We start from the raw sequence: 23,791 nt of genomic DNA, 5'->3' as shown, positions 1-23,791 counted from the left end.
GGCTACAGGCTGCGGTACAGCCTGGCCTCCCCTCTTTATATTCAGGCTATGTGGCGGACAGTGTAACACCGGTGGTGGACCATGAGCCTTTGGGGCTGCTTTGCCGCCCCGACAGTCTCAAGTCAGGCCCAACTCACCCCAGATGCGCCGCACCTCACGGCGTTCGTCGGCAAACTGCGCCGCGTCGATCACCCCGGCCTGCTTCTGCAAGGCCTGGCGGTGCGAGGCCGAGCGGAACGCCTTGTACACCTCACGCAACAGCACCGCGTCACTGGCCGGCATCAAACCTGCCTGCTCCAGCTCTTCCAGAATGCGGATGTTATCGGTCCATCGGAGTATGGCCGGGTGGTCGTGGGACCAGGCCAAAGCGGCGTATTGCACCATAAATTCGATATCGACGATACCGCCGGCATCCTGCTTGATATCGAAGGGTACACCGGCTTCGAAAGCATTGGCCGCAGTACCGGCAGCCGTGGCCTTGGTGCCGAGGTTACCGCGCATCTTGGCGCGCATTTCGCTCACTTCGGTGCGCAGTTTTTCCAGGTCACGGGCCTGGCCCAGCACCTTGGCACGCACACCTTCGAACGCCGTGCCGACCTGCTTGCAACCCACCAGCACACGGGCTCGCACCAGGGCCTGATGTTCCCAGGTCCAGGCTTCGTTCTGCTGGTAGCGCTCGAACGCGCCCAGCGAGCTCACCAGCAGGCCCGAGGCACCCGAGGGGCGCAGACGCATGTCGACGTCATACAGCTGCCCCGAGTTGGTCTGGGTGGTCAGCAGGTGGATGATGCGTTGGCCCAGGCGGGTGAAGAACTGGGCGCTGTCGATGGGCTTGGTACCGTCGGTTTCCGCCTGCGGGTCGCCGTCGTGGATGAACACCAGGTCCAGGTCCGAGCCGTGCCCAAGCTCCAGGCCACCCACCTTTCCGTAACCGATGATGATGAAGCCCGGGTCGCACAAGCTGCCGTCACTGCGCTTGGGCTGGCCATGCCGGGCCACGGTCTGGCGCCAGGCCAGGGCCAGCACCTGGTCGAGGATGGCTTCGGCCAGCCAGGTCAGGTAGTCGCTGACTTTCATCAAGGGCAGGTTGCCGCTGATTTCCGAGGCGGCCACCCGCAGGCTGTGGGCCAGCTTGAAGTGACGCAGCGCCTCCATCTGCTGTTCCAGGTCGTCCTCGGGGATTCGCGTCAGCCGTTCACGCAGCTCGCTGGCCAGCTCCGGCGCCAGCGGCGGGCTGAACAGGCGGCCTTCATTGAGCAGTTCATCGAGCAGCAGCGGGTAGCGGGCCATCTGCTCGGCGATCCAGGGGCTGGCGGCGCACAGGGTCAGCAGGCGGCGCAGGGCTCCAGGGTTTTCGGTCAGCAGTACCAGGTAGGCCGAACGCCGCGCCACCGCCTCCACCAGCGGCAACACCCGTTCAAGCACCAGGTCGGGGTTGTCATGCTCGACGGCCTGGGCCAGCAAACGCGGGATAAAGGCGTCCAGGCGTTCACGGCCGATACGCTGGATCGAGCGCAATTGCGGGCTGGAGCGTAATGCGGCCAGGCGCCGCAGCGCTTCGACGGGCTCCTTGAAACCGGCCTCCTGCAGCTGCCGCCCTGCGGCCTCTTCATCCTGTGCCTGCTCCCACAGCGGCGACCATTCGCCGCCCACTACCAGCTCGCCCTCGCCGTCTTCATCATCCGGGTCGGCGATCACCTGGCGGAAGTGCCAGTCGATGCGGCCACGCCAGTACATCAACTGGTCGTGGAAACCCTGCCAGTCGGCAAAGCCGAGGATGTAGGCAACCCGCGCCTGGTCGAGCTCGCTGTCGGGCAGCATCTGCGTCTGGCGGTCGGCGATGGCCTGGATGGCGTGTTCGGTGTAGCGCAGGAATTCATAGCCTTCGCGCAGCTCGGCGACCACGGCTGGGGGCAGGTAACCCTGGCCTTCCAGGGTGGCCAGCACCTTGAGCAACGGCCGCTGCTGCAGGCTGAGGTCGCGCCCGCCGTGGATCAGCTGGAAGGCCTGGGCAATGAACTCCACCTCGCGAATGCCACCGGCACCCAGCTTGATGTTGTCGGCCATGCCCTTGCGCCGCACTTCCTGCTGGATCAGCTGCTTCATGGTGCGCAGCGCTTCGATCGCAGAAAAGTCCAGGTAGCGGCGGTACACGAACGGGCGCAGCATCTCCTGCAGCTGCGCACCTGCCGCCTGGTCGCCGGCCACCACTCGTGCCTTGATCATCGCGTAGCGTTCCCAGTCGCGACCCTGGTCCTGGTAGTACTGCTCCAGCGCATTGAAGCTGAGCACCAGCGCGCCCGCAGAGCCGTAAGGACGCAGGCGCATGTCGACGCGGAACACGAAGCCGTCGACGGTAATCGGGTCCAGCGCCTTGATCAGGCGCTGGCCCAGGCGGGTGAAGAACTCCTGGTTGTCCAGCGAGCGCTTGACCCCTTCGGTTTCGCCGCCCTCAGGGAAGCCGAAGATCAGGTCGATGTCCGACGACAGGTTCAGCTCCACCGCGCCCAGCTTGCCCATGCCCAGCACCACCATGTGCTGTGGCTGGCCGCTGCGGTTGCCGATGGGCGTGCCGAACTGCTGGCAATGGCGCGGGTACAGCCACTGGTAGGCTTCGTCGATGGCGGCATCGGCCAGGTCGGACAGATCGCGGCAGGTTTCGCCCAGCTCGGCCTGGCGGGTGATGTCGCGCCAGATGATGCGCAGCTGCTGGCGGTTGCGCTCGCGGCGCAGATTGCGCGCCAGCTCGTCCTCGCTCTGCGCCGCGCGGGCGGTCGCGGCAATATGGCCGCGCAGTTCACCCGCTGCGTAACGCCGCTCCAGCTCGCCGCTGGCCAACAACGCGCAGAGCATGGCGGGCTCGCGCTGGACCAGGCCGAGGACGAAGTCGCTGGCGGCGGCAACCTGATCGAACTGTTGCCGATGGGCCGGGCTCCAACTGCTCAGGTCGAGTTCGGGGTGGCCAGCCACGGCATCGCCGAGGAACTGCTGGTTGCGAGTGACCAGCGGCTGCAGGCTGGTGGGCAGGTCTGGCGGCAAAGGTAGGCGCATGGTCTATCCTTGATCGGCGTGAAATAGAAGGGAAAAAGCGGCCAAGGGAAAGCCGGACCACGGTTGGACTGTCGTACAAAAGTTGGAAATAGCTGAAAAAAACGAAAATCTGGCAACAAACATCAAGAACCACCCGTTCGCGACACAATGCCAACCAACATGAACGTTTTTCCTCACAAGCCAAGGTGCGACCAAACGTCGCACAAATGTAGTTTTACTACTACTCATGTCGTGTAAAAGCATGAAATGCGGAAGCAAATGTAGTAAAACTACACGGCGCCGGATGACACCCCGGTAATCCAAGAATTCACGACGTCTGCCCATAAGGCCAGTCGCAATCTCAGGCAATCGATTCTGGTTGCCTTTCCGCCCTGGAGCAAGCCATGCAAGACCTCGATCCAATCGAAACCCAGGAATGGCTGGATGCCCTGGAGTCGGTCCTCGACAAAGAAGGCGAAGACCGCGCTCATTACCTGATGACCCGTATGGGCGAGCTGGCCACCCGCAGTGGCTCCCAGCTGCCGTATGCGATCACCACGCCATACCGCAACACCATCCCTGTCACCCACGAAGCACGCATGCCTGGCGACCTGTTCATGGAACGCCGCATTCGCTCGATGGTGCGTTGGAACGCCCTGGCCATGGTCATGCGCACCAACCTGAAAGACTCGGACCTGGGCGGACACATCTCCAGCTTCGCCTCCAGCGCCACCCTGTACGACATCGGCTTCAACTACTTCTTCCAGGCCCCGACCGATGAACACGGCGGCGACCTGGTGTTCTTCCAGGGCCACGCTTCGCCAGGCGTCTACGCCCGTGCCTTCATGGAAGGCCGCATCAACGAAGAGCAGATGAACAACTTCCGTCAGGAAGTGGACGGCAAAGGCCTGTCTTCGTACCCACACCCATGGCTGATGCCTGACTTCTGGCAGTTCCCGACCGTATCGATGGGTCTGGGCCCGATCCAGGCCATCTACCAGGCGCGCTTCATGAAGTACCTGGAAGCCCGTGGCTTCATCCCGGCCGGCAAGCAGAAGGTCTGGTGCTTCATGGGCGACGGCGAGTGCGACGAGCCGGAATCCCTGGGCGCAATCGCCCTGGCCGGCCGCGAGAAGCTGGACAACCTGATCTTCGTCATCAACTGCAACCTGCAGCGCCTCGACGGCCCGGTTCGCGGCAACGGCAAGATCATCCAGGAACTCGAAGGCGTGTTCCGTGGCGGTGGCTGGAACGTCAACAAAGTCGTCTGGGGCCGCTTCTGGGACCCACTGCTGGCCAAGGACACCAACGGTGCCCTGCAGCGCCGCATGGACGAAGTCATCGACGGCGAGTACCAGAACTACAAAGCCAAAGACGGCGCGTACGTTCGTGAAAACTTCTTCAACACCCCAGAGCTCAAGGCCATGGTCGAAGACCTGTCCGACGACGAGATCTGGAAGCTCAACCGTGGCGGCCACGACCCGTACAAGGTCTACGCGGCGTACCACCAGGCTGTGAACCATAAAGAGCAGCCGACCGTCATCCTGGCCAAGACCATCAAGGGTTACGGCACCGGTGCTGGCGAAGCCAAGAACACCGCGCACAACACCAAGAAGGTCGACGTCGACAGCCTGCGTCACTTCCGTGATCGCTTCGACATCCCGGTCAAGGATGCCGACCTGGAGAACCTGCCGTTCTTCAAGCCGGAAGAAGGTTCTGCCGAAGCCAAATACCTGGCCGAGCGCCGTGCAGCCCTGGGCGGCTTCGTGCCACAGCGCCGCGCCAAGAGCTTCAGCGTGCCGACCCCGCCACTGGAAACGCTGAAAGCGATCCTGGACGGCTCGGGCGACCGCGAAATCTCCACCACCATGGCCTTCGTGCGTATTCTGGCGCAGCTGGTCAAGGACAAGGACATCGGCCAGCGCATCGTCCCGATCATCCCGGACGAAGCCCGTACCTTCGGTATGGAAGGCATGTTCCGCCAGCTGGGCATCTACTCGTCGGTCGGCCAGCTCTACGAGCCAGTCGATAAAGACCAGGTGATGTTCTACCGCGAAGACAAGAAGGGCCAGATCCTCGAGGAAGGCATCAACGAAGCCGGCGCCATGTCGTCGTTCATCGCTGCCGGTACCTCGTACAGCTGCCACAACCAGCCGATGCTGCCGTTCTACATCTTCTACTCGATGTTCGGTTTCCAGCGTATCGGCGACCTGGCCTGGGCCGCTGGCGACAGCCGCACCCGTGGCTTCCTGATCGGCGGTACTGCCGGGCGCACCACCCTGAACGGTGAAGGCCTGCAGCACGAAGACGGTCACAGCCACATGATGGCGGGCACCATCCCGAACTGCCGCACCTACGATCCGACCTACGGCTACGAGCTGGCGGTGATCATCCAGGACGGCATGAAGAAGATGACCGAAGAGCAACAGGACATCTTCTACTACATCACCGTGATGAACGAATCCTACCAGCAGCCAGCCATGCCGGCCGGTGTCGAGGAAGGCATCATCAAGGGCATGTACCTGCTCGAGGAAGACACCCGCGAAGCCGCGCACCACGTTCAGCTGATGGGCTCCGGCACCATCCTGCGCGAAGTCCGCGAAGCGGCGAAGATCCTGCGTGAAGAGTTCAACGTCGGTGCCGACGTGTGGAGCGTCACCAGCTTCAACGAACTGCGTCGCGACGGCCTGGCCGTGGAACGCGCAAACCGCCTGAAGCCTGGCCAGAAGCCACAGGAGACTTACGTCGAGCAGTGCCTGAACGGTCGCAAAGGCCCGGTCATCGCTTCTACCGACTACATGAAGCTGTTCGCCGAACAGATTCGCCAGTGGGTACCGAGCAAAGAGTTCAAGGTCCTGGGTACCGACGGTTACGGCCGCAGCGACAGCCGCAAGAAGCTGCGTCACTTCTTCGAAGTCGACCGCCACTTCGTGGTGCTGGCTGCCCTGGAAGCCCTGGCTGACCGTGGCGAGATCGAACCCAAGGTTGTGGCTGACGCCATCGTCAAGTTCGGCATCGACCCGGACAAGCGCAACCCACTGGACTGCTGAGGAGTATTTTTAAGTGAGCGAACTCATTCGCGTACCTGACATCGGCAGCGGTGAAGGTGAAATCATCGAGCTGTTCGTCAAGGTCGGTGACCGTATCGAGGCTGACCAGAGCCTGCTGACCCTGGAGTCCGACAAGGCCTCCATGGAGATCCCGGCCCCCAAGGCCGGTGTCATCAAGGAACTGAAGGTCAAGCTGGGCGACCGCCTGAAAGAAGGCGACGAGCTGCTGGTACTGGAAGCCGAGGGCGCCGCTGCTGCGGCGCCTGAGGCGCCTGCCGCTGCCCCGGCCCAGGCTGCTGCAGCGCCTGCCGCTGAAGCCGCACCAGCGCCTGCTCCGGCAGCAGCCCCGGCTGCCGCCAGCGTGCAGGACATCCACGTGCCGGATATCGGTTCGTCGGGCAAGGCCAAGATCATCGAAGTACTGGTCAAGGCCGGCGACACCGTCGAAGCCGACCAGTCGCTGATTACCCTGGAGTCCGACAAGGCCTCCATGGAAATCCCTTCGCCTGCCGCTGGCGTGGTCAAGGAAGTGATCTGCAAGCTGGACGACGAAGTCGGCACTGGCGACCTGATCCTCAAGCTGGAAGTCGCGGGCGCTGCCCCGGCTGCCGCACCGGCGCCTGCCGCTGCTGCCCCGGCCAAGGCTGAGGCTGCACCTGCTGCCGCACCTGCCGCTGCCGCCCCGGCTGCTGCCGCTGCACCGGTTGCTACTGCACCGGCTGCCGGCAACAACGCCAAGGTTCACGCAGGCCCGGCGGTACGCCAACTGGCCCGTGAATTCGGTGTCGAGCTGGGCGCTGTTGCCGCCACCGGCCCGCACGGCCGCATCCTGAAAGAAGACGTGCAGGTCTACGTCAAAGCGATGATGCAGAAGGCCAAGGAAGCGCCGGCCGCCGCCGGTGCAACCGGTGGTGCTGGCATCCCGCCGATCCCTGCCGTGGACTTCAGCAAGTTCGGTGAAGTGGAAGAAGTGGCCCTGACCCGCCTGATGCAGGTCGGTGCTGCCAACCTGCACCGCAGCTGGCTGAACGTGCCACACGTCACCCAGTTCGACTCCGCCGACATCACCGAGCTGGAAGCCTTCCGCGTTGCGCAGAAGGCCGTGGCCGAGAAGGCTGGCGTCAAGCTGACCGTGCTGCCGCTGCTGCTGAAGGCTTGCGCGTTCCTGCTGAAGGAACTGCCGGACTTCAACAGCTCGCTGGCACCAAGCGGCAAGGCCATCATCCGCAAGAAGTACGTCAACGTCGGCTTCGCCGTGGACACCCCGGACGGCCTGCTGGTCCCTGTGATCAAGAACGTCGACCAGAAGAGCCTGCTGCAACTGGCTGCCGAAGCTGCTGCGCTGGCCGAAAAAGCCCGCACCAAGAAGCTGTCGGCTGACGAGATGCAAGGCGCTTGCTTCACCATTTCCAGCCTCGGCCACATTGGCGGCACCGGCTTCACGCCGATCGTCAACGCGCCGGAAGTGGCTATCCTGGGCGTCTCCAAGGCGACCATGCAGCCGGTCTGGGATGGCAAGGCCTTCCAGCCTAAGCTGATGCTGCCGCTGTCGTTGTCGTACGATCACCGTGTGATCAACGGCGCTGCCGCTGCGCGCTTCACCAAGCGCCTGGGCGACGTGCTGGGCGATATCCGCACCATGCTGCTGTAAAGCTGCACACTGCCCCTGCGTGCAGGGGCAGTACCCTTTTCGAGCTGCCACGCTCGTACCTCAACCCCGCCAACTGGCGGGGCTTTTTTTGTCCGCCGGTAGAGTTTCAGCGCCTGGGAAACCCAGCGCCGCGCGGGCGGCGCTCGATCTCCCAGACGCCAAAATTCTCAAGGCGAACTAACATTTCCGGCCAAACAGCCGATAACCCGTCCACAGCATCCCACATGGCCGCTTGCCAGCCCTCGGGACATGATGCAACCTTGCCAGAACCGCCGCCGCCCCAAGGCCGCGCCCCCTCTTCAAGCGAGTCTTCGATGAAAAGCCAACCCGATGCCGCCAGCCGTGTGGCGGCCGAGGTCGTCACGCAGCTACCCGTGCCCTCGCGGCTCGGCATGCTGCGTTTCGAAAGGCTCAACGAAGCCACCTGGGCCATGCTCTACCTGGACGCTGCCTGCGAGCGCCAGTTCGGCCTGCTGGCCGGCGACCTGTGCGCCTTGGTCGACGCGCCCTACGCCAGCCTGATGGAGCCCGAGGCACGCTACCGGCTGCACGACGAGATCCAGCTGCAACTGGCCAAGCGCAGCTATTACCGGGTGCGCTACACCCTGCACACCCCAACCGCGTCGCTGCGCCTGCTGGAAGCCGGTGAGGCCTACAAACAGCACAACCGCCAGCTGCTGCGTGGCTACCTGAGTGTGCTGGACGAACCGCTTGAAGACGCAGGCGAAAGCGAAGCCAGTGAGCTGGAATCGCGCAACAACCGCCTGCAACTGGGCCTGCAACTGAACCAACGCGCCCAGCAAGAGCAACTTGAACACCTGGAACGTGTACACGGCCAGCAAGACCTTATCCTGCGCCTGGCCCGCCAGCGCTACAGCGCCGAGAACTCGCTGCTGGAGGCCGCCCAGCTGATCACCCGCAGCGCCTGCGAGATCTACAAGGTCGACAGCGCCAGCATCTGGCACCTGGATGAGCAGCGCCTGGAGCCGATCACCGCCTGGTACCGCGACGCCCAGGAGCACCGTCAGCCCGAAGCCATCGATGCCAGCCGTTTCCCGGACTACCTCGATGCGCTGCACGCCAGCCGCGCGATCGACGCCCACAACGCCAACCACGACCCGCGCACCCGCGCCCTGGCAAAAAGCCTGCGACCGGAAAACAAAGCCATGCTCGACGCCAGCATCCGCGTCGATGGGCAGGTCGTGGGCGTGCTGTGCCTGGAACAGACCGGCCAGCCAAGGGCCTGGCAGTCGGATGAAATCGCCTTCGCCGGCGAGCTGGCCGACCAGTTCGCCCAGGTCATCACCAACCACAACCGGCGCACTGCGGCCAGCGCCCTGCATCTGTTCCAGCGCGCGGTCGAGCAAAGCGCCAGCGCCTTCCTGCTGGTGAACCGCGACGGCCGGGTGGAGTACGTCAACCCAAGCTTCACCGCCATCACCCAGTACAGCACCGATGAAGTGCAAGGCCGCCACCTGGGCGAGCTGCCGGCGCTGGAAAACCTCAGCGAACTGCTGTTCGACTCACCGTCGAGCCTGGCCATGGGCAACAGCTGGCAGGGCGAATTCAAAAGCCGGCGCAAGAACCTGGAGCCGTACTGGGGCCAGTTGTCGATTTCCAAGGTGTATGGCGACAACCGTGAGCTGACCCATTACATCGGCATCTACGAAGACGTCACCCAGACCAAGCTGGCCCAGCAACGCATCGAGCGCCTGGCCTACACCGACAACCTGACCAACCTGGGCAACCGCCCTGCGTTCATCCGCAGCCTGGACGAGCGCTTCGCCCACGATGGCGAAAAGTCGATGTGCCTGCTGCTGGTCGACATCGACAACTTCAAGCGCATCAACGACAGCCTCGGCCACCAGACCGGCGACAAGCTGCTGATCAGCCTGGCCCGGCGCCTGCGCAACAGCCTGCACGCCGGGGGCATCCTGGCGCGCTTTGCCAGCAACGAGTTCGCCGTGCTGCTCGATGACACCAGCCTGGAAGACGGCCAAGGCGTTGCCCTGCAGTTGCTGCGTACCCTCGACAAGCCGATGTTCGTCGATAACCAGCTGATCAACGTGACCGCCTCGGTCGGCCTGGCCTGCGCCCCGCTGCACGGCGTCAACCCGGCGAGCCTGATGAAAAACGCCGGCCTGGCGCTGCACAAGGCCAAGGCCAACGGCAAGCATCAGGTACAGGTGTTTACCGAAGTGCTGAACGCCGAAGCCAGCTACAAACTGTTCGTAGAGAACAACCTGCGCCGCGCCCTGACCCAGAACGAGCTGGAAGTGTTCTACCAGCCCAAGATCTGCCTGCGCAGCGGTCGGCTGCTGGGCCTGGAAGCGCTGTTGCGCTGGAACCACCCCGAGCGCGGCATGATCCGCCCGGACCAGTTCATCAGCGTGGCCGAGGAAACCGGCCTGATCATCCCCATCGGCAAATGGGTGGTGCGCCAGGCGTGCTGCATGAGCCAGCAACTGCGCAAAGCCGGCCTGGGCAACCTGCACGTGGCCATCAACCTGTCGCCCAAGCAGTTCTCCGACCCGGACCTGGTGGCGTCGATCAGCACCATCCTCAAGGAAGAAGCCCTGCCCCCGCACCTGCTGGAGCTGGAGCTGACCGAAGGCCTGCTGCTGGAAGCCAGTGAAGACACCCACCGCCAGCTGGACGAGTTGAAAGCCCTGGGGCTGACCCTGGCCATGGATGACTTCGGCACCGGTTATTCGTCGCTGAGCTACCTGAAGAAGTTTCCGATCGACATCCTCAAGATCGACCGCAGCTTCATCAACGAAATCCCGGACAACCAGGACGACATGGAAATCACCTCGGCCGTGGTGGCCATGGCGCACAACCTGAAGCTGAAGGTGGTGGCCGAGGGCATCGAGACGCCGGCGCAGCTGGCATTCTTGCGCCGGCACCGCTGCGACGTGGGCCAGGGGTACCTGTTCGACCGGCCGATTCCGGGGCGCGAGCTGGCCGAGCGGTTGAAGCGTTATCCGCGTGGACCGGTGGCCTGACCTCGGGCAATATGGAAACCATTCGGGCCCTCTCGCGGGTAAACCCGCTCCCACCGGTATTGCACCACCTTCAGAATCTGTGGATTACCTGTGGGAGCGGGTTCACCCGCGAAGGCCCCAACCCTATCCAACTGAATAACCACAGAGGAACGGCCATGGTCCTGCGTTCGGAAATCCTGGTGAACAAAAACGTCCTGCCTACTGCGGAACAGGCCCTGCCTGGCCGCGAAACGCCAATGAGCCTGCCCGAGTTCCACTACGTGTTCAAAGGCACCCCACTGCTCGGCCCGTTCTTCGAAGGTGCCATCGACTTCGCCATCTTCGGCCTGGGCTGCTTCTGGGGCGCTGAACGCCGCTTCTGGCAACGCGAAGGCGTGGTCAGCACCGTGGTCGGCTACGCCGGCGGTATCACCCCCAACCCCACCTACGAAGAAGTCTGCTCGGGCCTGACCGGCCACACCGAAGTGGTGCTGGTGGTCTTCGATAAGGACAAAGTCAGCTACCGCGAATTGCTGGCGATGTTCTGGGAATTGCACAACCCCACCCAAGGCATGCGCCAGGGCAACGACGTCGGCACCCAGTACCGTTCGGCCATCTATTGCACCAGCCCCGAACAACTGGAACAGGCCAAGGCCAGCCGCGACGCCTACCAGGCCGAACTGAGCAAAGCCGGCTTTGGTGAAATCACCACCGAAATCGACCAGGCGCCGACCGTGTTTTTCGCCGAGGCCTACCATCAGCAGTACCTGGCCAAGAACCCGCAGGGCTACTGCGGCATCGGCGGCACCGGCGTGTGCCTGCCACCGAGCCTGCAAGGGAACTGAAGCATGAGCACGATGACGCTGTTTCACTCGCCACTGTCGCCGTTCGTGCGCAAGGTCATGGTGGTGTTGCACGAGACCGGCCAGCTTGGGCGTGTGGCGTTGCAGCCGGTGAACATCAGCCCGGTCAGCGGCAACCCGCAGCTGAACCAGGACAACCCGATCGGCAAGATCCCGGCGCTACGCCTGGACGACGGCACCGTGCTGCACGACAGCCGGGTGATCTGCGAGTATCTCGATCTGCAGCACGTCGGCCTGCCATTGCTCCCGCGTGAAGGGTCCGCGCGCTGGCGGCGCATGACGCTGGTGTCGCAAGCCGATGCGATCATGGATGCGGCTGTGTCGAGCCGGTATGAGAGCTTCCTGCGGCCTGAGGACAAGCGCTGGGACGGCTGGCTACAGGCGCAGGGCGACAAGATTGCTCGGAGCCTGGCCAACCTGGAGCAGGAGCATTTGCCCGAGCTGATGTCCGGCTTCGACCTGGCGGCGATTGGCGTGGCTTGTGCGTTGGGGTATCTGGATTTGCGCCAACCGGAGTTCGGCTGGCGTGAGCGCCAGCCTGGGCTGGCTGCCTGGTATGCCGAGGTGGCCAAGCGGCCGTCGATGGTTGCAACAGCACCGACCGGCTGACAGGCCGCTATCGCCGGCAAGCCAGCCCCCACAGTTCTTGAGTCTTGTGCTTTACCTGTGGGAGCTGGCTTGCCGGCGATTGGGCTGCAAAGCAGCCCCACCTCACCTCGGTATCACAGGAAACAGCTGCCCGATCCTCCAGGCCAGCCAGCGCCCGATCTCTCTGTCCTCCCTCATGCCGCCCTCCCCACCCGCGCCCAGTCCAGCCGGCGGGTCAGCACCATGAACACCCCAAGCAAGCCAAAGCACAGCAGCGAGCCCATCAGTAGCGCATAGTCCTCTGCACTCAGCAGCCCGTAGAGCAGCGCATACAACGCCGCCAACCCCACCGCGAAGCCGACCCCGCGCCCCAGGCTATGCAACACGTGGCTCAGGTAGAAGCCGATCAGCAGCACACACGCCGCAGCCGACAACCCATACGCCAGCCCGAAGCCGATGTGCTCGGACAACGACAGCAGCAGCAGGTAGAAGAACGCCAGCGCCACTCCCACCAGGACGTACTGCACCGGGTGCACGCTGAGGTTTTTCAGCACCTCGAACAGGAAGAAGCCGGCAAAGGTCAGGGCGATGAACAGCAAGGCGTACTTGATCGCCCGCTCGCTCTTCAGGTACTGGTCCACCGGGTCGACGAAGCTAACCCCAAAGCTGCGCTCGCTGAACTCCGCACACTGCCCGGCAGTGGCGCACTGGCGCAGGGCGTCCTCCAGGTTGGTGGCGAAGAACGAGGTCTGCCAGTGGGCGCTGAAGCCCTGCGCATCGATATCGCGGCGGCTGGGCAGGTAGTTGCCGACGAAGCTCGGGTGTGGCCAGTTGGCGCGCATGTCCACGCTGCTGGTACGGCCCACCGGCAGCACATGCAACTGGCCGGTACCTTGCAGCGCAAGGTCGAAACCGTAGCTGAATTCGCGCGCCTGTTGCCCGTCCAGCCCTGGCAGGCTGGCGTGTACACCACCGCGCATCCAGTCGAGTCCGGTACCCGCTTCGAACGGTACTTTCTGCGTATCGATGCTCAGCTCCAGGCCATTCTCGATGCCGCGGATATCGCTGATGCCCACCACCAGGAACGGCTTGTCGAAGCGGTAATCGTCGAAATCCTTATCGATACCCCAGCGCTCCGGGAGCTTGAAGCGACCACTTATGCGCCCCTTGGCGTGAAACAGGCGGGCCTGGTAAATGCCGCGGGCGCGCAGTTCGGTATCCACGCCCAGGTCGGCATCGAAGGTTTCCGGCAGGAAGTACAGGTGGCCGGCGACGGTGCTGGTTTCCTGGGTGCGCTCGCCGTCCTTTTCAATCCAGCGGCGCTGGTATTTGCGGTATGGCACCACCAGCAGCGGGCCGCTGAGCTGCTGGTCGAAGCTGGCGCTCTGGGCAATGTCGCGCAGCACGTTGTCACGCAGCATCTGGCGCTCGTCGATCAGGCCGTTGATCAGCGACAGCGGGATGAGCAGCAGCATTATCAGCACGGCGATCATGCCGAGTTTGAAACCGAGGGTCTTGTTCATGGGGCCTCCTGTGGCAGTGGGCGCAGTGTCTGCGCCTTGCATGGAGGCCTTGGGGAGACTGTGTGGAGATTGTGTGTAATTCGAGGGTCTCATCGCCGGCAAGCCAGCTCCCACACGGATCGCATCTGTCACCCCTGATTCGACCCTCTGTCAGCCCTGATGCGATCCCTGTGGGAGCTGGCTTGCCGGCGATGGGCTGCGCAGCAGCCCCGGCAATCTCAGCTGATCCGCCGCACCGGCAGCCACAACCTCACCCGCACCCCGCCATCAACGTTATCCACAGCCAATGCCCCGCCATGCAGCTGCATCACCTCGGCCACAAAATTCAGCCCCAGCCCGGTGCTCTTGCGCCCGCTCCCCGGCCGCGGCAGCGAGTAAAACCGCTCGCTGACCCGCCCGATGGCATACGCCGGTATCGCCTGCCCCTGGTTGAACAGGCTCAACGCCACCCGCTCGCCATCGCGCTCCAGGTCGAACAGCAGCGCGCCACCAGCGGGGGTGAAGTCCAGCGCGTTGTCGAGCAGGTTGGCCAGCGCCTGGCGCATCAGGAATGGATCGCACAGCAGGCGCAAACCGGCCGGGACCCGCTGGCGCACCTGCAAGTTCGCGCTTTCGATGCGCGCCGCATGGGCCAGCAACAACTCGTCCACCAGCGCCGCCAGCGCCACCTGTTGCTCATCTTCCAGCGCCTGCATCTGCTCGACCCGGGCCAGGTTCAGCAGCCGCTCGATCATCTGCTGCAAGCGCTCGCTCTCGCGCTCGATATTGCCGGCAAAGCGCGCCCGCTGTTCGCTCGGCATGTCCTCCTGCAACAGCTCGGAAGCCCCGCGAATGGCCGCCAACGGGCTCTTCAGCTCATGGGTCAGGGTATGCACATAGCGCTCGACGTAGGCCTTGCCCTCCAGCTGGTTGCGCATGCGCTCAACGGCCTGGGCCAGGTTCGCCAGCTCACCGCCCTTGTAATGCGGCAGCTCCGCACGCTCTCCCTCGCTGACAGCCTGGGCATAACGCGCCAACTTGCGCAGCGAGCGCGCCAGCCACCATGACAACGCCGCGCCGATCAGCAAGCCAAGGCCGATCAGGCCCAGGCCCAAAGTGAGCAAACGCTGTTCGGAATGGTCGATGTACGGTTGCAATGAACTGTTGGGCTTGGCGACGGTGACCATGCCGATGATCTTGTCATCGTCGATGATCGGCGCCCCCACGTGCATTACCGAGGTGCTTTCATCGTTGGGGTCGCTACGGGTGGAGCGGGCGCCGTACTGACCGCGCAGGGTCCGCAGCACATCGTTCCACTGCGAGTAATCCTTGCCCACGTCCTCGCCGCTGGAGTCCAGCAGCACGATGCCCTTGGCGTCGGTCACGTAAATGCGGTGGTTGACCTGGTTCTTGGCCAGTCCCCAGATTCGCGCACCCGGGCTGCGCAAGCCGTAGGCCTTGAGCACCTCCGGCAAACGGCCCTGGTTGAGGGTGCCGGCCTTGACGTCATCGCGCAGGATTTCGGCCAGCAGGTTGGCGGTGTCTACCAGCGTTTCTTCAGAGGACTGGCGTACCACCGGGCGAATCTGCTCGCGCACCGTGTTGAGCAGAAAGTAGCCCGCCAGCCCGACGAACAGGAAGTACACCAGGAAAATCCGGATGCCCAGGCGCATCAGGCATGGTCCGGGCTGTAGCTGTAGCCGAGGCCGCGATGGGTCTGGATCGGCTCGGCGTCGCTTGCCACCTGGCGCAGCTTGGCGCGCAGGCTCTTGATGTGGGTGTCGATGGTGCGCTCGTAGCCCACGTCGGAAGCCACGCCCAGCGCGTCGAGCAGCTGTTCGCGGCTGAATACCCGCTGGGGTTGTTCGAGCAGGCATTGCAGCAGGCGGAATTCGTGGCGGGTCAGCGTGAGCGGCTGGCTACGGTAGCTGATCTGCATGCGCAGGGTATCAAGCTGGAACAGTGTCGTTTCACTGGCAGGCTCGGCGCGAGGGGCCATGCGCTTGAGGATCGCCCGTACACGCGCGGCAACCTCACGCGGGCTGAAGGGCTTGACCACGTAGTCGTCGGCGCCGATTTCCAGGCCCACCACCCGGTCGATCTCGCCGTCGCGGGCGCTGAGGAACATCACCGGTACCTCGCTGAAGCGGCGCAGCTGGCGGCAGGTTTCGAAGCCGCTGATATCAGGCAGGCCGATGTCGAGGATGATCAGGTCGGCCGGGGTCTGGCGTTGCTGCTCGAGTGCGGCGCTGCCCAGGGTCACCCATTCGGTAGTGTGGCCGTCGGCCTGCAGGGCGTAGACCAGGGTGTCGGCGATGGCGGCTTCGTCTTCGACAATGAGGATATGAGGCATGGCGAGCGGCCTGTGCAGAGCTCTATGGCGACGCTCTATTGTGTAGGAGCGGCCTTGGGTCGCGAAAGGGCCGCAGAGCGGCCCCGGCAATATCTGCATCAACGCTGCGATAGTGGGGCCGCTTGGCGGCCCATCGCCGGCAAGCCAGCTCCCACAGGTACAGAGCAGGCCTTGAGCCTTGTACATCACCTGTGGGAGCTGGCTTGCCGGCGATGAGGCCTGTGCAGGAGGTTTGCTCTGTCAGCAGTCAGGCTTGCCGGCGGTGAATTTCTTCGCCGGGTTCACTGCAGCCTTGAACTCGCGCAGCGCTTTGGAGCCGATCAGCAGCGGGTAGTTGAAGCTGCTGCGGTCAACCAGGTTCACTTCGACGGTGCGCTTCACATCACCCAGGCACAGCTCCAGGTCCACCACCGGGCGCTTGGAAATCTCCGGTGCATCGCCGTCCTCTTCTTCATCTGCACGGCCCTTGATCTTGCTGATGCGCGAGACCTTGTGCTCGTACACCTTGCCATCGGACTCCTTGGTCGCCAGGCGGAAGCGTACCCACTCGTCACCATCACGGGTAAACAGCTCGATGTCCTTGGCCGACAGCGACGCGGTGAAGGCACCGGTGTCCATCTTGGCCTTCAGGGTTTCGCCCAGTTCCGGCAGGGCTATGTTCTCGTAACGGCCGTAGAGCGTGGGTTCGGCGGCCATTACCGGCAGCGCCAACAGCGACAACAGGGCAAGCAGAGGTTTCACAGGCAGGCTTCCTTGAAAAGGGTCAGTGCTTAGACTGCACTGGCAGGATAGGTTCGCTGTGCCAAGGGTAAACAACATGTTGTGAAACATTTGTACCCGCCTCCGGGCATTGGATGTTTGGCGATGGGCACGGCCCTGCTTATCATTGCCAACTGTTTATTTCCCACAACAAGAGTTTCTTTATGCGTCGCCTGCTTACCGGCATTCTTACGGCCACTTTGCTGCTGATCAACACCGTGGTGATGATCTGCCCGCTACTGGTCTTCGCCCTGCTGAAACTGGTGCTGCCGGGCAGCGGCCGCGACTATGCCTCCGCCGCGGTGATGTGGGTTGCCGAAGCATGGTCGGAAATCGACAAGGCCATCTTCGCCCTGTGCATCCCTACCCGGTGGGACATTCGCGGTGTCGAGAACCTGCGCAAGGACACTTCGTACCTGGCCGTGAGCAACCACCAGACCTGGGTGGATATCCCCGCGCTGATCGAAAGCCTCAACCGCCGTACGCCGTTTTTCAAGTTCTTCCTGAAGAAGGAACTGATCTGGGTGCCACTGCTGGGGCTGGCCTGGTGGGGGCTCGACTACCCGTTCATGAAGCGCTACAGCAAGGCGTTTCTGGAAAAGCACCCGGAGCTCAAGGGCAAGGACCTGGAAATCACCAAGGCGGCGTGTGAGTTGTTCAAGCGCCAGCCAGTGACGGTGGTCAACTACCTGGAAGGTACTCGGTTTACCGAGGCCAAGCGCCTGGAACAACAGTCGCCCTATCGCCACCTGCTCAAACCCAAGGCGGGTGGTGTGGCATTCGTGCTGGCGGCACTGGGCGAGCAGCTGGATGCGTTGCTGGACGTGACCATCGTCTACCCCGGCAACACGGCGCCGGGGTTCTGGGATTTGCTCGATGGCAGCATCAGCCGGGTGATTATCGACATTCAGGTACGCGAGCTTGACCCGGCGCTGTGGGCGGGGGATTACGAGAATGATCCTGAATTCCGCCAGACTGTGCAGGCTTGGGTGAACCAGTTATGGGTGGAGAAGGACGAGCGGATCGAGCAGCTGCGGGTGGAAATGGGCTGAGGTCTGTATCGCCTGTACTGGCCCAATCGCCGGAAAGCCAGCTCCCACAGGATGCCCGCAGTGTTCAAGGCTTGCGCTGTACCTGTGGGAGCTGGCTTGCCGGCGATTGGCCAGAAAACCCACAGCAGATTCCCGATTAAAACCTGCGCTAATAATCAGCATAAGGATTACTTTTTTGTCTTCTACTACCTAACTGGATAAAAATCGACCAAAGCACAACTACAAGAACGCTCTGGATCGAACGATGGCCAACCCAATCAGCTCCGCCCCCGCCCAACTTCGTCGCGTACTGGGCCTCCCCGCCCTGGTGTTCTTCGGCCTGGTCTACATGGTCCCGCTGACCATCTTCACCACCTACGGCATCGTCACCGAACTCACCGGTGGCCGCACCGCCAGCGCCTACATGGTCACACTGGTGGCCATGCTGTTCACCGCCGCGTCCTATAGCTTCATGGTCAAACGCTTTCCGGTCGCGGGCTCGGCGTATTCCTACACCAACATGGCCTTCGGCCCCAACGTCGGCTTTCTCGCCGGCTGGTCGCTGTTGCTCGACTACCTGTTCCTGCCGATGATCAACTACCTGCTGATCGGCCTGTTCCTCAACATCGCCTTCCCGGCCATCCCGGCGTGGTCCATCGCACTCGCCTCGATTGCCCTGGTGACCGTGCTGAATGTGATCGGCATTCACTCGGTGGCCAAGACCAGCAACCTGATCGTCGGCGCGCAGATCGTCTTCATCGGCGTGTTCGTCGCCCTGTCCTGCCAGTCGCTGGCCGGCCAGCCGCTGGACCTGCTGTCGCCGCTGATGGGCGACGGCTCGCAGCCTGGCTTCGGCGCGATCATGGCCGGCGCGGCGGTACTGTGCCTGTCGTTCCTCGGCTTTGATGCTGTCTCCACCCTGGCCGAGGAATGCCGCGATGCCCGCCGCGACGTGCCACGGGCGATCATCCTCACCACGCTGTTCGCCGGCGTGCTGTTCACCGTACTGGCCTATGTCAGCCAGCTGGTCTTGCCGGGCAGCAGCTTCGCCAATGCCGATGCAGCGGCCAACGAGGTGATGTTCAAGGCGGGCGGGCAGTTCCTGGCCAACTTCTTCACCGCCGCGTACGTGGCCGGCAGCCTGGGTTCGGCGCTGGCCTCGCAAGCGGCGGTGTCGCGCATCCTGTTCACCATGGGGCGGGACAACGTGCTGCCGCGGCGCAGCTTTGGTTACCTGTCGCCGCGGTTTGGTACGCCGGTGTTTGCCATTTTGCTGGTGTCGGCGTTTTCGCTGCTGGCGCTGGTGATTGACCTGGCTACCCTCGCCTCGCTGATCAGTTTTGGCGCGCTGGTGGCGTTTTCAGCGGTGAACCTGGCGGTGGTGAAGACGCACCTGATGGACGCTGGGGCCCAGCGTACCCTCAAGGGGCTGCTGTGCTATGGCCTGGTGCCGCTGGTAGGTTTGGGGCTGACACTGTGGCTGTGGACCAGCCTGTCGGCACTGACGTTGGTGATTGGCCTGTCCTGGTTTGCCCTGGGCCTTGCATATTTGGCAGTCCTGACCGCCGGCTTCCGCCGCCCGGTACGCTTGGTGGACTTTACCGAAGCTGCTTGAATCTAAATGGCCACGGACGGCCATCTGCTGAAAAGCCCTATCATTTCTGCCAGTTGCCTCTACTTGGACACAGCCTCAAGCTAAAGACCAGATTGGCCTGTAGGGACTGTGCAAATGGCGCACTTCAATTCAAGAACTCTTCGGTTCTATCAGGGCTCTTACCTCTCTCTCGTATTGGTCGGAAATCGAATCGAACGCATCTTGCGCAATAAGCGCCAACCACTTGCCTTGTTACATGACCGGCAGGGCGTTCCACTGATCTGCGATGTTCAGGATTCAACCTACGGGATGAACGTTGGTAGTGCCCCTAGCTATACACCTTATGGATATCGTTTTTCTGCGCAAGCCAAGTCGACGATTGCTTACACCGGCGAGTGGTTCGAGCAGCCTATTGAAGGATATCTGCTAGGGAACGGGTATCGAGACTACAGCGCATCTCTGATGCGGTTCCGATCCCCCGATAGTTTTAGCCCATTCGGGGGTGTATTGAACCCTTATTGTTATTGTGACGGCGACCCTATCAATAATAGTGACCCTAGTGGGCATATGCCGAATAGTTCTCGCGCAACTCAACCTGGCTCATCAGCATCAAAACTTAACTTGCCCCCTCAGACTAACCGAAGCGGATCCAGCCCCAATTTGCTACCAGCAGTGTTCGGAGAACAATTTTCGATGCGTACGACGCAAAGCAACCAACCTGCTTCCATAAGCGACGGCTCAATGAGCTTACAACAATACAACAACATGACGACTCGATACAATAATCATATAAAAAGCCTGCACTCAGAACTTAAAACAGCCATAGAACAGAAAGACTCATCACTATCTATGAAAATCACAACCAATTTAAAAATCGCAGAGGAGGAAAGAGCTTCGCATATGGCATCACTAGACGCCGGCTTGGTTTATAGGCTTTCGAAAGGCAAAGAAACGTTCATCAGCACCAAACAGCCAACTCCAAAAGAACTTAACAGCCAAACACGCAGTACTCAGAATTAAATAATTCGCCCGCTTGAAGCCCTATTCTCAAACGGGCTCCAAACAGGTGAGGTTCAATCGCTTCGTTCAAGGAGGGGTAGTTGCCAAATAGTCAATCACACCGATGGCTGACCTAACGGAGCGGGAGCAGTCCACAAACTCCCCAGATTCTGCAACAACGACCCGGCAATCCCCTGCTGCCCAAGGTACTGCAGCAGCAACGGCGCAAACTGCCCGATCATCCCGGTATCCATCCCCAGCGCCTTGAACGCACTGTCCAGGTCGCTGCGGTTCTCCACATTGTTGCCCAGCGCATTGCTCAACGCCGACTGGCTCTCACTGTTCTTTCCGAGCATTTCACCCAACCCGCTCAGCCCGCCTAAGGCATTGGCCCCTGCAAGCAGGTCCAGCCCCGGCACCGCCTTGGTTAGCTGGCCATAGTCGTCACTGCTGAGATTGTTACGCGCCAACCCCAACATCGCCCCCGCCCCGCCAACGGCCTGTTCGGGGGTGATCTTCAATTCGCTGCCCAACGTATTGAGCAAATTCGCCTGAGCTTCGGGCGCCTGCACCTGGCCTTGCTGCTTCTGGTTCTGCATGGCGGATACGGCGTTGGCGGCGTCGCTGAGGTTGAAGGCGAACACCGGGCTCGCGGCCAGGGTCATAAGGGTTGCCAGAGTAAATGCTTTCATCGGGAGGGAACCTCGTGGGCCGGGATGGCCTTGGGAAACGAGGGATTTGAGTGATGGGCTGGGATTTTGTTCCACACCATGCATCGGGATACGCAGAATCGGTTACGTCCGCTGAAAACATGGTAAATAACTATCATTTTTACCAGTAGCCTTACAGACCTCTCTTCATCAATATCCCGGAGAAGCTCTTACCAATTTCATTGCCATACCAGGAGACACCGACGATGAAGACGAACGGCACTCAGTACTTCTACCTGAATGAAAAACTCGCGAGGGTGCAGAAGAACGCTAGTCAACGAACAATTTGCTGGGCTGCTGGCACGGCCGTTGCAGAACGTCGCAACACTGCTATAAATAAAACAGAATTGCTCGCAACAGACGATAAAGGCTCTATATCACTCTTTGGAAACTCAAATGAGAACAGACTGACTTATACAGCCTATGGCCACTCAAAAGACCTGTCGGCGCTGGAAATTTTACTAGGCTTCAATAGCGAGCACTTGGAAACATTATCACAATTCTATCTACTTGGCACGGGTTACCATCGGGGGTTTAGCCCGACGCTGATGCGCTTTTTATCCCCCGACAATATAAGCCCTTTCGGCGCCGGAGGGTTTAATCCCTACGCCTACTGCGCCAATGATCCGATTAATGCAATCGACCCGTCAGGGCACAGCCCTTTAAAATGGTTTGCAAATACTTTCAGAAACAGAATAGTAAAACTACGAGCCAAGATCGAATCATTCCAAAGCGCAACTGACAAGCTCAATAAAACTCTAAGAGAAATAACCATCCCAAATACAGAGCAAATTGAGAGCGCCCGATCCATATCCGATCTTAACGCTATGGCAAATCAATTAATCCTTGAAAAACAAAGACTGCCTGCGGTTCAAGCGATCAGCAAAAATACAACTAACTACGCGCTAAAACACAAAATCAAACTTCTCACTCAAGACACCCAAACATTGACCACCATCAATGAAACGATCAACATTATCCGTGTAGAAATAGATAACAGGAAAGCGATAGCCGCAATGAAAGAAATGAAAAAATTTGACCGTAATAAACCTACAGGCCCAACGATTGGAGTCAGCAAAAAGCAGAAGCGGGAGAAGCAGGGTTGGAATTTCGTTGACTAGACGCGTTAGCCCTAAATTCAGAAAACCACGCCCCCTCAGAATAAATATCTATGCTGCACCTGTCGCCAACAGGCCTTCTTACATGCTCCTGCAACTGGTCGTATAGGCACCGAAACCAATGTTACCGTCGTGAAAAGCCCCTCTTTTGAGGGGCTCTACTTACGCGATGCTTGTTACGCAGCACCCCACATCTTGTGCGGGTCAATCACAAACTTCTTCGGCACCCCTGCATCAAACTCGCCATACCCTTCCGGCGCCTGATCCAGGTTGATCACCTGCACACCCACCACTTCGGCAATGTTGATACGGTCCCACATGATCGCCTGCATCAGCTGGCGGTTGTACTTCATGGTAGGCGTCTGCCCGGTATGGAAGCTGTGCGACTTGGCCCAGCCCAGGCCGAAGCGGATGCTCAGTGCGCCGATCTTGGCGGCGGCATCCACCGCACCCGGGTCTTCGGTCACGTACAGGCCCGGGATACCGATGTTGCCGGCAACGCGGGTAACCTGCATCAGCGAGTTCAACACGGTGGCCGGGGCTTCATGCTTGGCACCTTCATGGCCATGGCCACGGGCCTCGAAGCCTACAGCGTCAACGGCGCAGTCCACTTCCGGCTCGCCGAGGATGTCGACGATCTGCTCGTGCAGCGGGGTGTCCTTGGACAGGTCGACCACTTCGAAACCCTGCGACTTGGCGTGGGCCAGGCGCAGTGGGTTGAGGTCACCGACGATCACGCAGGCGGCGCCCAGCAGGCGCGCGGAGGCAGCGGCGGCCAGGCCGACCGGGCCGGCGCCGGCAACGTAGACGGTGCTGCCTGGGCCTACGCCGGCAGTGACGGCGCCGTGGTAGCCGGTTGGCAGGATGTCGGACAGGCAGGTCAGGTCACGGATCTTTTCCATGGCCTTGTCGCGGTCTGGCAGTTTCAGCAGGTTGAAGTCGGCATACGGCACCAGCACGTACTCGGCCTGGCCGCCGGTCCAGTCGCCCATGTCGACGTAGCCGTAGGCGCCGCCAGCGCGGGCCGGGTTGACGGTAAGGCAGACACCGGTGTGCATCTCTTTGCAGGAGCGGCAACGGCCGCAGGCGACGTTGAAGGGTACCGAGACCAGGTCGCCGATCTGCATGCGCTCGACGTCGCTGCCTTTCTCGATGATCTCACCGGTGATTTCATGGCCCAGCACCAGGCCGGTCTGGGCAGTGGTGCGGCCGCGGACCATGTGCTGGTCGGAGCCGCAGATATTGGTGGAGACCACCTTCAAGATCACGCCGTGCTCGATCTTCTTGCCGCGCGGGTCCTGCATTTTCGGGTAGTCGATCTTCTGTACTTCGACCTTGCCAGCGCCGAGATACACCACTCCACGATTGCCAGACATGCTCTTACCTCGCTTGATTTTTATTGATGCAGCGGTGGTGGAACGCGCCGCCATCCATGGGCGGCATGTGTTTCTGGAATGAGGGGATTGTGGGCCTGATGCGGCCGGATGCACTGACTGGGAGCGACAGGGAGATGCCTTTTAGCGGCAGGCTTGTCGTTGAAGGACATGGGGGATGTAACA

Annotated in this window: 16 protein-coding genes; 9 read left to right on the top strand and 7 right to left on the bottom strand. The window is 61.6% G+C overall.

Translation table 11 applies throughout. The features are described 5' to 3' along the window. Nucleotides 1–117: 117 nt before the first annotated feature. Nucleotides 118–3,051 (bottom strand): bifunctional [glutamate--ammonia ligase]-adenylyl-L-tyrosine phosphorylase/[glutamate--ammonia-ligase] adenylyltransferase, encoded by a 2,934-nt coding sequence (gene glnE / locus AC5O5R_RS01665; protein WP_172227489.1) that lies wholly within the window; start codon nt 3,049–3,051, stop codon nt 118–120. 383 nt (nt 3,052–3,434) lie between these two features. On the opposite strand from glnE, the gene aceE reads away from it, so the two are divergent. The 5 genes from aceE to AC5O5R_RS01640 all read left to right on the top strand — a co-directional run bounded on the left by aceE (nt 3,435) and on the right by AC5O5R_RS01640 (nt 12,187). Further along, nucleotides 3,435–6,080 carry a pyruvate dehydrogenase (acetyl-transferring), homodimeric type gene (aceE, locus tag AC5O5R_RS01660; protein WP_172227487.1) on the top strand — a complete coding sequence of 882 codons (2,646 nt, stop codon included), beginning with the start codon at nt 3,435–3,437 and terminating at the stop codon, nt 6,078–6,080. Between the two features lie 13 nt (nt 6,081–6,093). Further along, nucleotides 6,094–7,731, top strand: a complete 1,638-nt coding sequence (gene aceF, locus AC5O5R_RS01655) for a dihydrolipoyllysine-residue acetyltransferase (protein WP_172227485.1) — start codon at nt 6,094–6,096, stop codon at nt 7,729–7,731. 314 nt (nt 7,732–8,045) lie between these two features. Further along, nucleotides 8,046–10,736, top strand: coding sequence for a putative bifunctional diguanylate cyclase/phosphodiesterase (locus AC5O5R_RS01650; RefSeq protein WP_494514929.1), 2,691 nt, complete (start codon nt 8,046–8,048; stop codon nt 10,734–10,736). Between the two features lie 155 nt (nt 10,737–10,891). Then, a complete protein-coding gene (gene msrA / locus AC5O5R_RS01645) occupies nt 10,892–11,560 on the top strand; it encodes a peptide-methionine (S)-S-oxide reductase MsrA (RefSeq protein WP_172285261.1) in 669 nt (222 codons plus the stop codon). 3 nt (nt 11,561–11,563) lie between these two features. After that, nucleotides 11,564–12,187 (top strand): glutathione S-transferase, encoded by a 624-nt coding sequence (locus AC5O5R_RS01640; RefSeq protein WP_172221510.1) that lies wholly within the window; start codon nt 11,564–11,566, stop codon nt 12,185–12,187. Nucleotides 12,188–12,360: 173 nt separating this feature from the next. On the opposite strand, the gene creD is transcribed toward AC5O5R_RS01640, so the two are convergent. The 4 genes from creD to rloA2 form a co-directional block, all read right to left on the bottom strand. Beyond that, complete coding sequence (gene creD, locus AC5O5R_RS01635) at nt 12,361–13,689, bottom strand: cell envelope integrity protein CreD (RefSeq protein WP_172221507.1); 1,329 nt, start codon at nt 13,687–13,689, stop codon at nt 12,361–12,363. A gap of 218 nt (nt 13,690–13,907) precedes the next feature. Beyond that, nucleotides 13,908–15,341 (bottom strand): two-component system sensor histidine kinase CreC, encoded by a 1,434-nt coding sequence (creC, locus tag AC5O5R_RS01630; protein WP_172221504.1) that lies wholly within the window; start codon nt 15,339–15,341, stop codon nt 13,908–13,910. Beyond that, on the bottom strand, nt 15,341–16,021 hold the full coding sequence (gene creB, locus AC5O5R_RS01625) for a two-component system response regulator CreB (protein WP_172221501.1): 681 nt from the start codon (nt 16,019–16,021) through the stop codon (nt 15,341–15,343). The genes creC and creB overlap by 1 nt, the downstream gene beginning before the upstream one ends. Before the next feature lie 240 nt (nt 16,022–16,261). After that, complete coding sequence (rloA2, locus tag AC5O5R_RS01620) at nt 16,262–16,762, bottom strand: retropepsin-like aspartic peptidase RloA2 (RefSeq protein WP_172221498.1); 501 nt, start codon at nt 16,760–16,762, stop codon at nt 16,262–16,264. A 182-nt stretch (nt 16,763–16,944) separates the two neighbouring features. Here rloA2 and yihG point away from each other — a divergent pair, with 182 nt between their 5' ends. From yihG to AC5O5R_RS01605, 3 genes are all read left to right on the top strand, one after another. After that, nucleotides 16,945–17,832: a 1-acylglycerol-3-phosphate O-acyltransferase, YihG family gene (gene yihG, locus AC5O5R_RS01615; protein WP_172221495.1), complete on the top strand. Its 888-nt coding sequence runs from the start codon at nt 16,945–16,947 to the stop codon at nt 17,830–17,832. 244 nt (nt 17,833–18,076) lie between these two features. After that, entirely contained in the window at nt 18,077–19,426 is a 1,350-nt protein-coding gene (locus AC5O5R_RS01610) for an APC family permease (RefSeq protein WP_172221492.1), read from the top strand. A gap of 114 nt (nt 19,427–19,540) precedes the next feature. After that, entirely contained in the window at nt 19,541–20,425 is an 885-nt protein-coding gene (locus tag AC5O5R_RS01605) for an RHS repeat-associated core domain-containing protein (protein WP_172221489.1), read from the top strand. 95 nt (nt 20,426–20,520) lie between these two features. Here the strand turns inward: AC5O5R_RS01605 and AC5O5R_RS01600 are convergent, their stop codons facing one another. Continuing rightward, the gene (locus AC5O5R_RS01600) at nt 20,521–21,096 is read right to left on the bottom strand and encodes a DUF2780 domain-containing protein (protein ID WP_172221486.1); all 576 of its coding nucleotides are present in this window, start codon (nt 21,094–21,096) and stop codon (nt 20,521–20,523) included. A 224-nt stretch (nt 21,097–21,320) separates the two neighbouring features. Between AC5O5R_RS01600 and AC5O5R_RS01595 the strand changes: the two genes are divergently transcribed. Then, complete coding sequence (locus AC5O5R_RS01595; protein WP_172221483.1) at nt 21,321–22,235, top strand: RHS repeat-associated core domain-containing protein; 915 nt, start codon at nt 21,321–21,323, stop codon at nt 22,233–22,235. A gap of 173 nt (nt 22,236–22,408) precedes the next feature. Here AC5O5R_RS01595 and fdhA read toward each other — a convergent pair whose 3' ends face one another. Next, nucleotides 22,409–23,608 (bottom strand): formaldehyde dehydrogenase, glutathione-independent, encoded by a 1,200-nt coding sequence (fdhA, locus tag AC5O5R_RS01590; RefSeq protein WP_172221481.1) that lies wholly within the window; start codon nt 23,606–23,608, stop codon nt 22,409–22,411. Nucleotides 23,609–23,791: the final 183 nt, after the last annotated feature.

The organism is Pseudomonas sp. 8_5_2, assembly GCF_059295255.1.
This window is presented reverse-complemented; position numbering and strand designations above follow the sequence as displayed.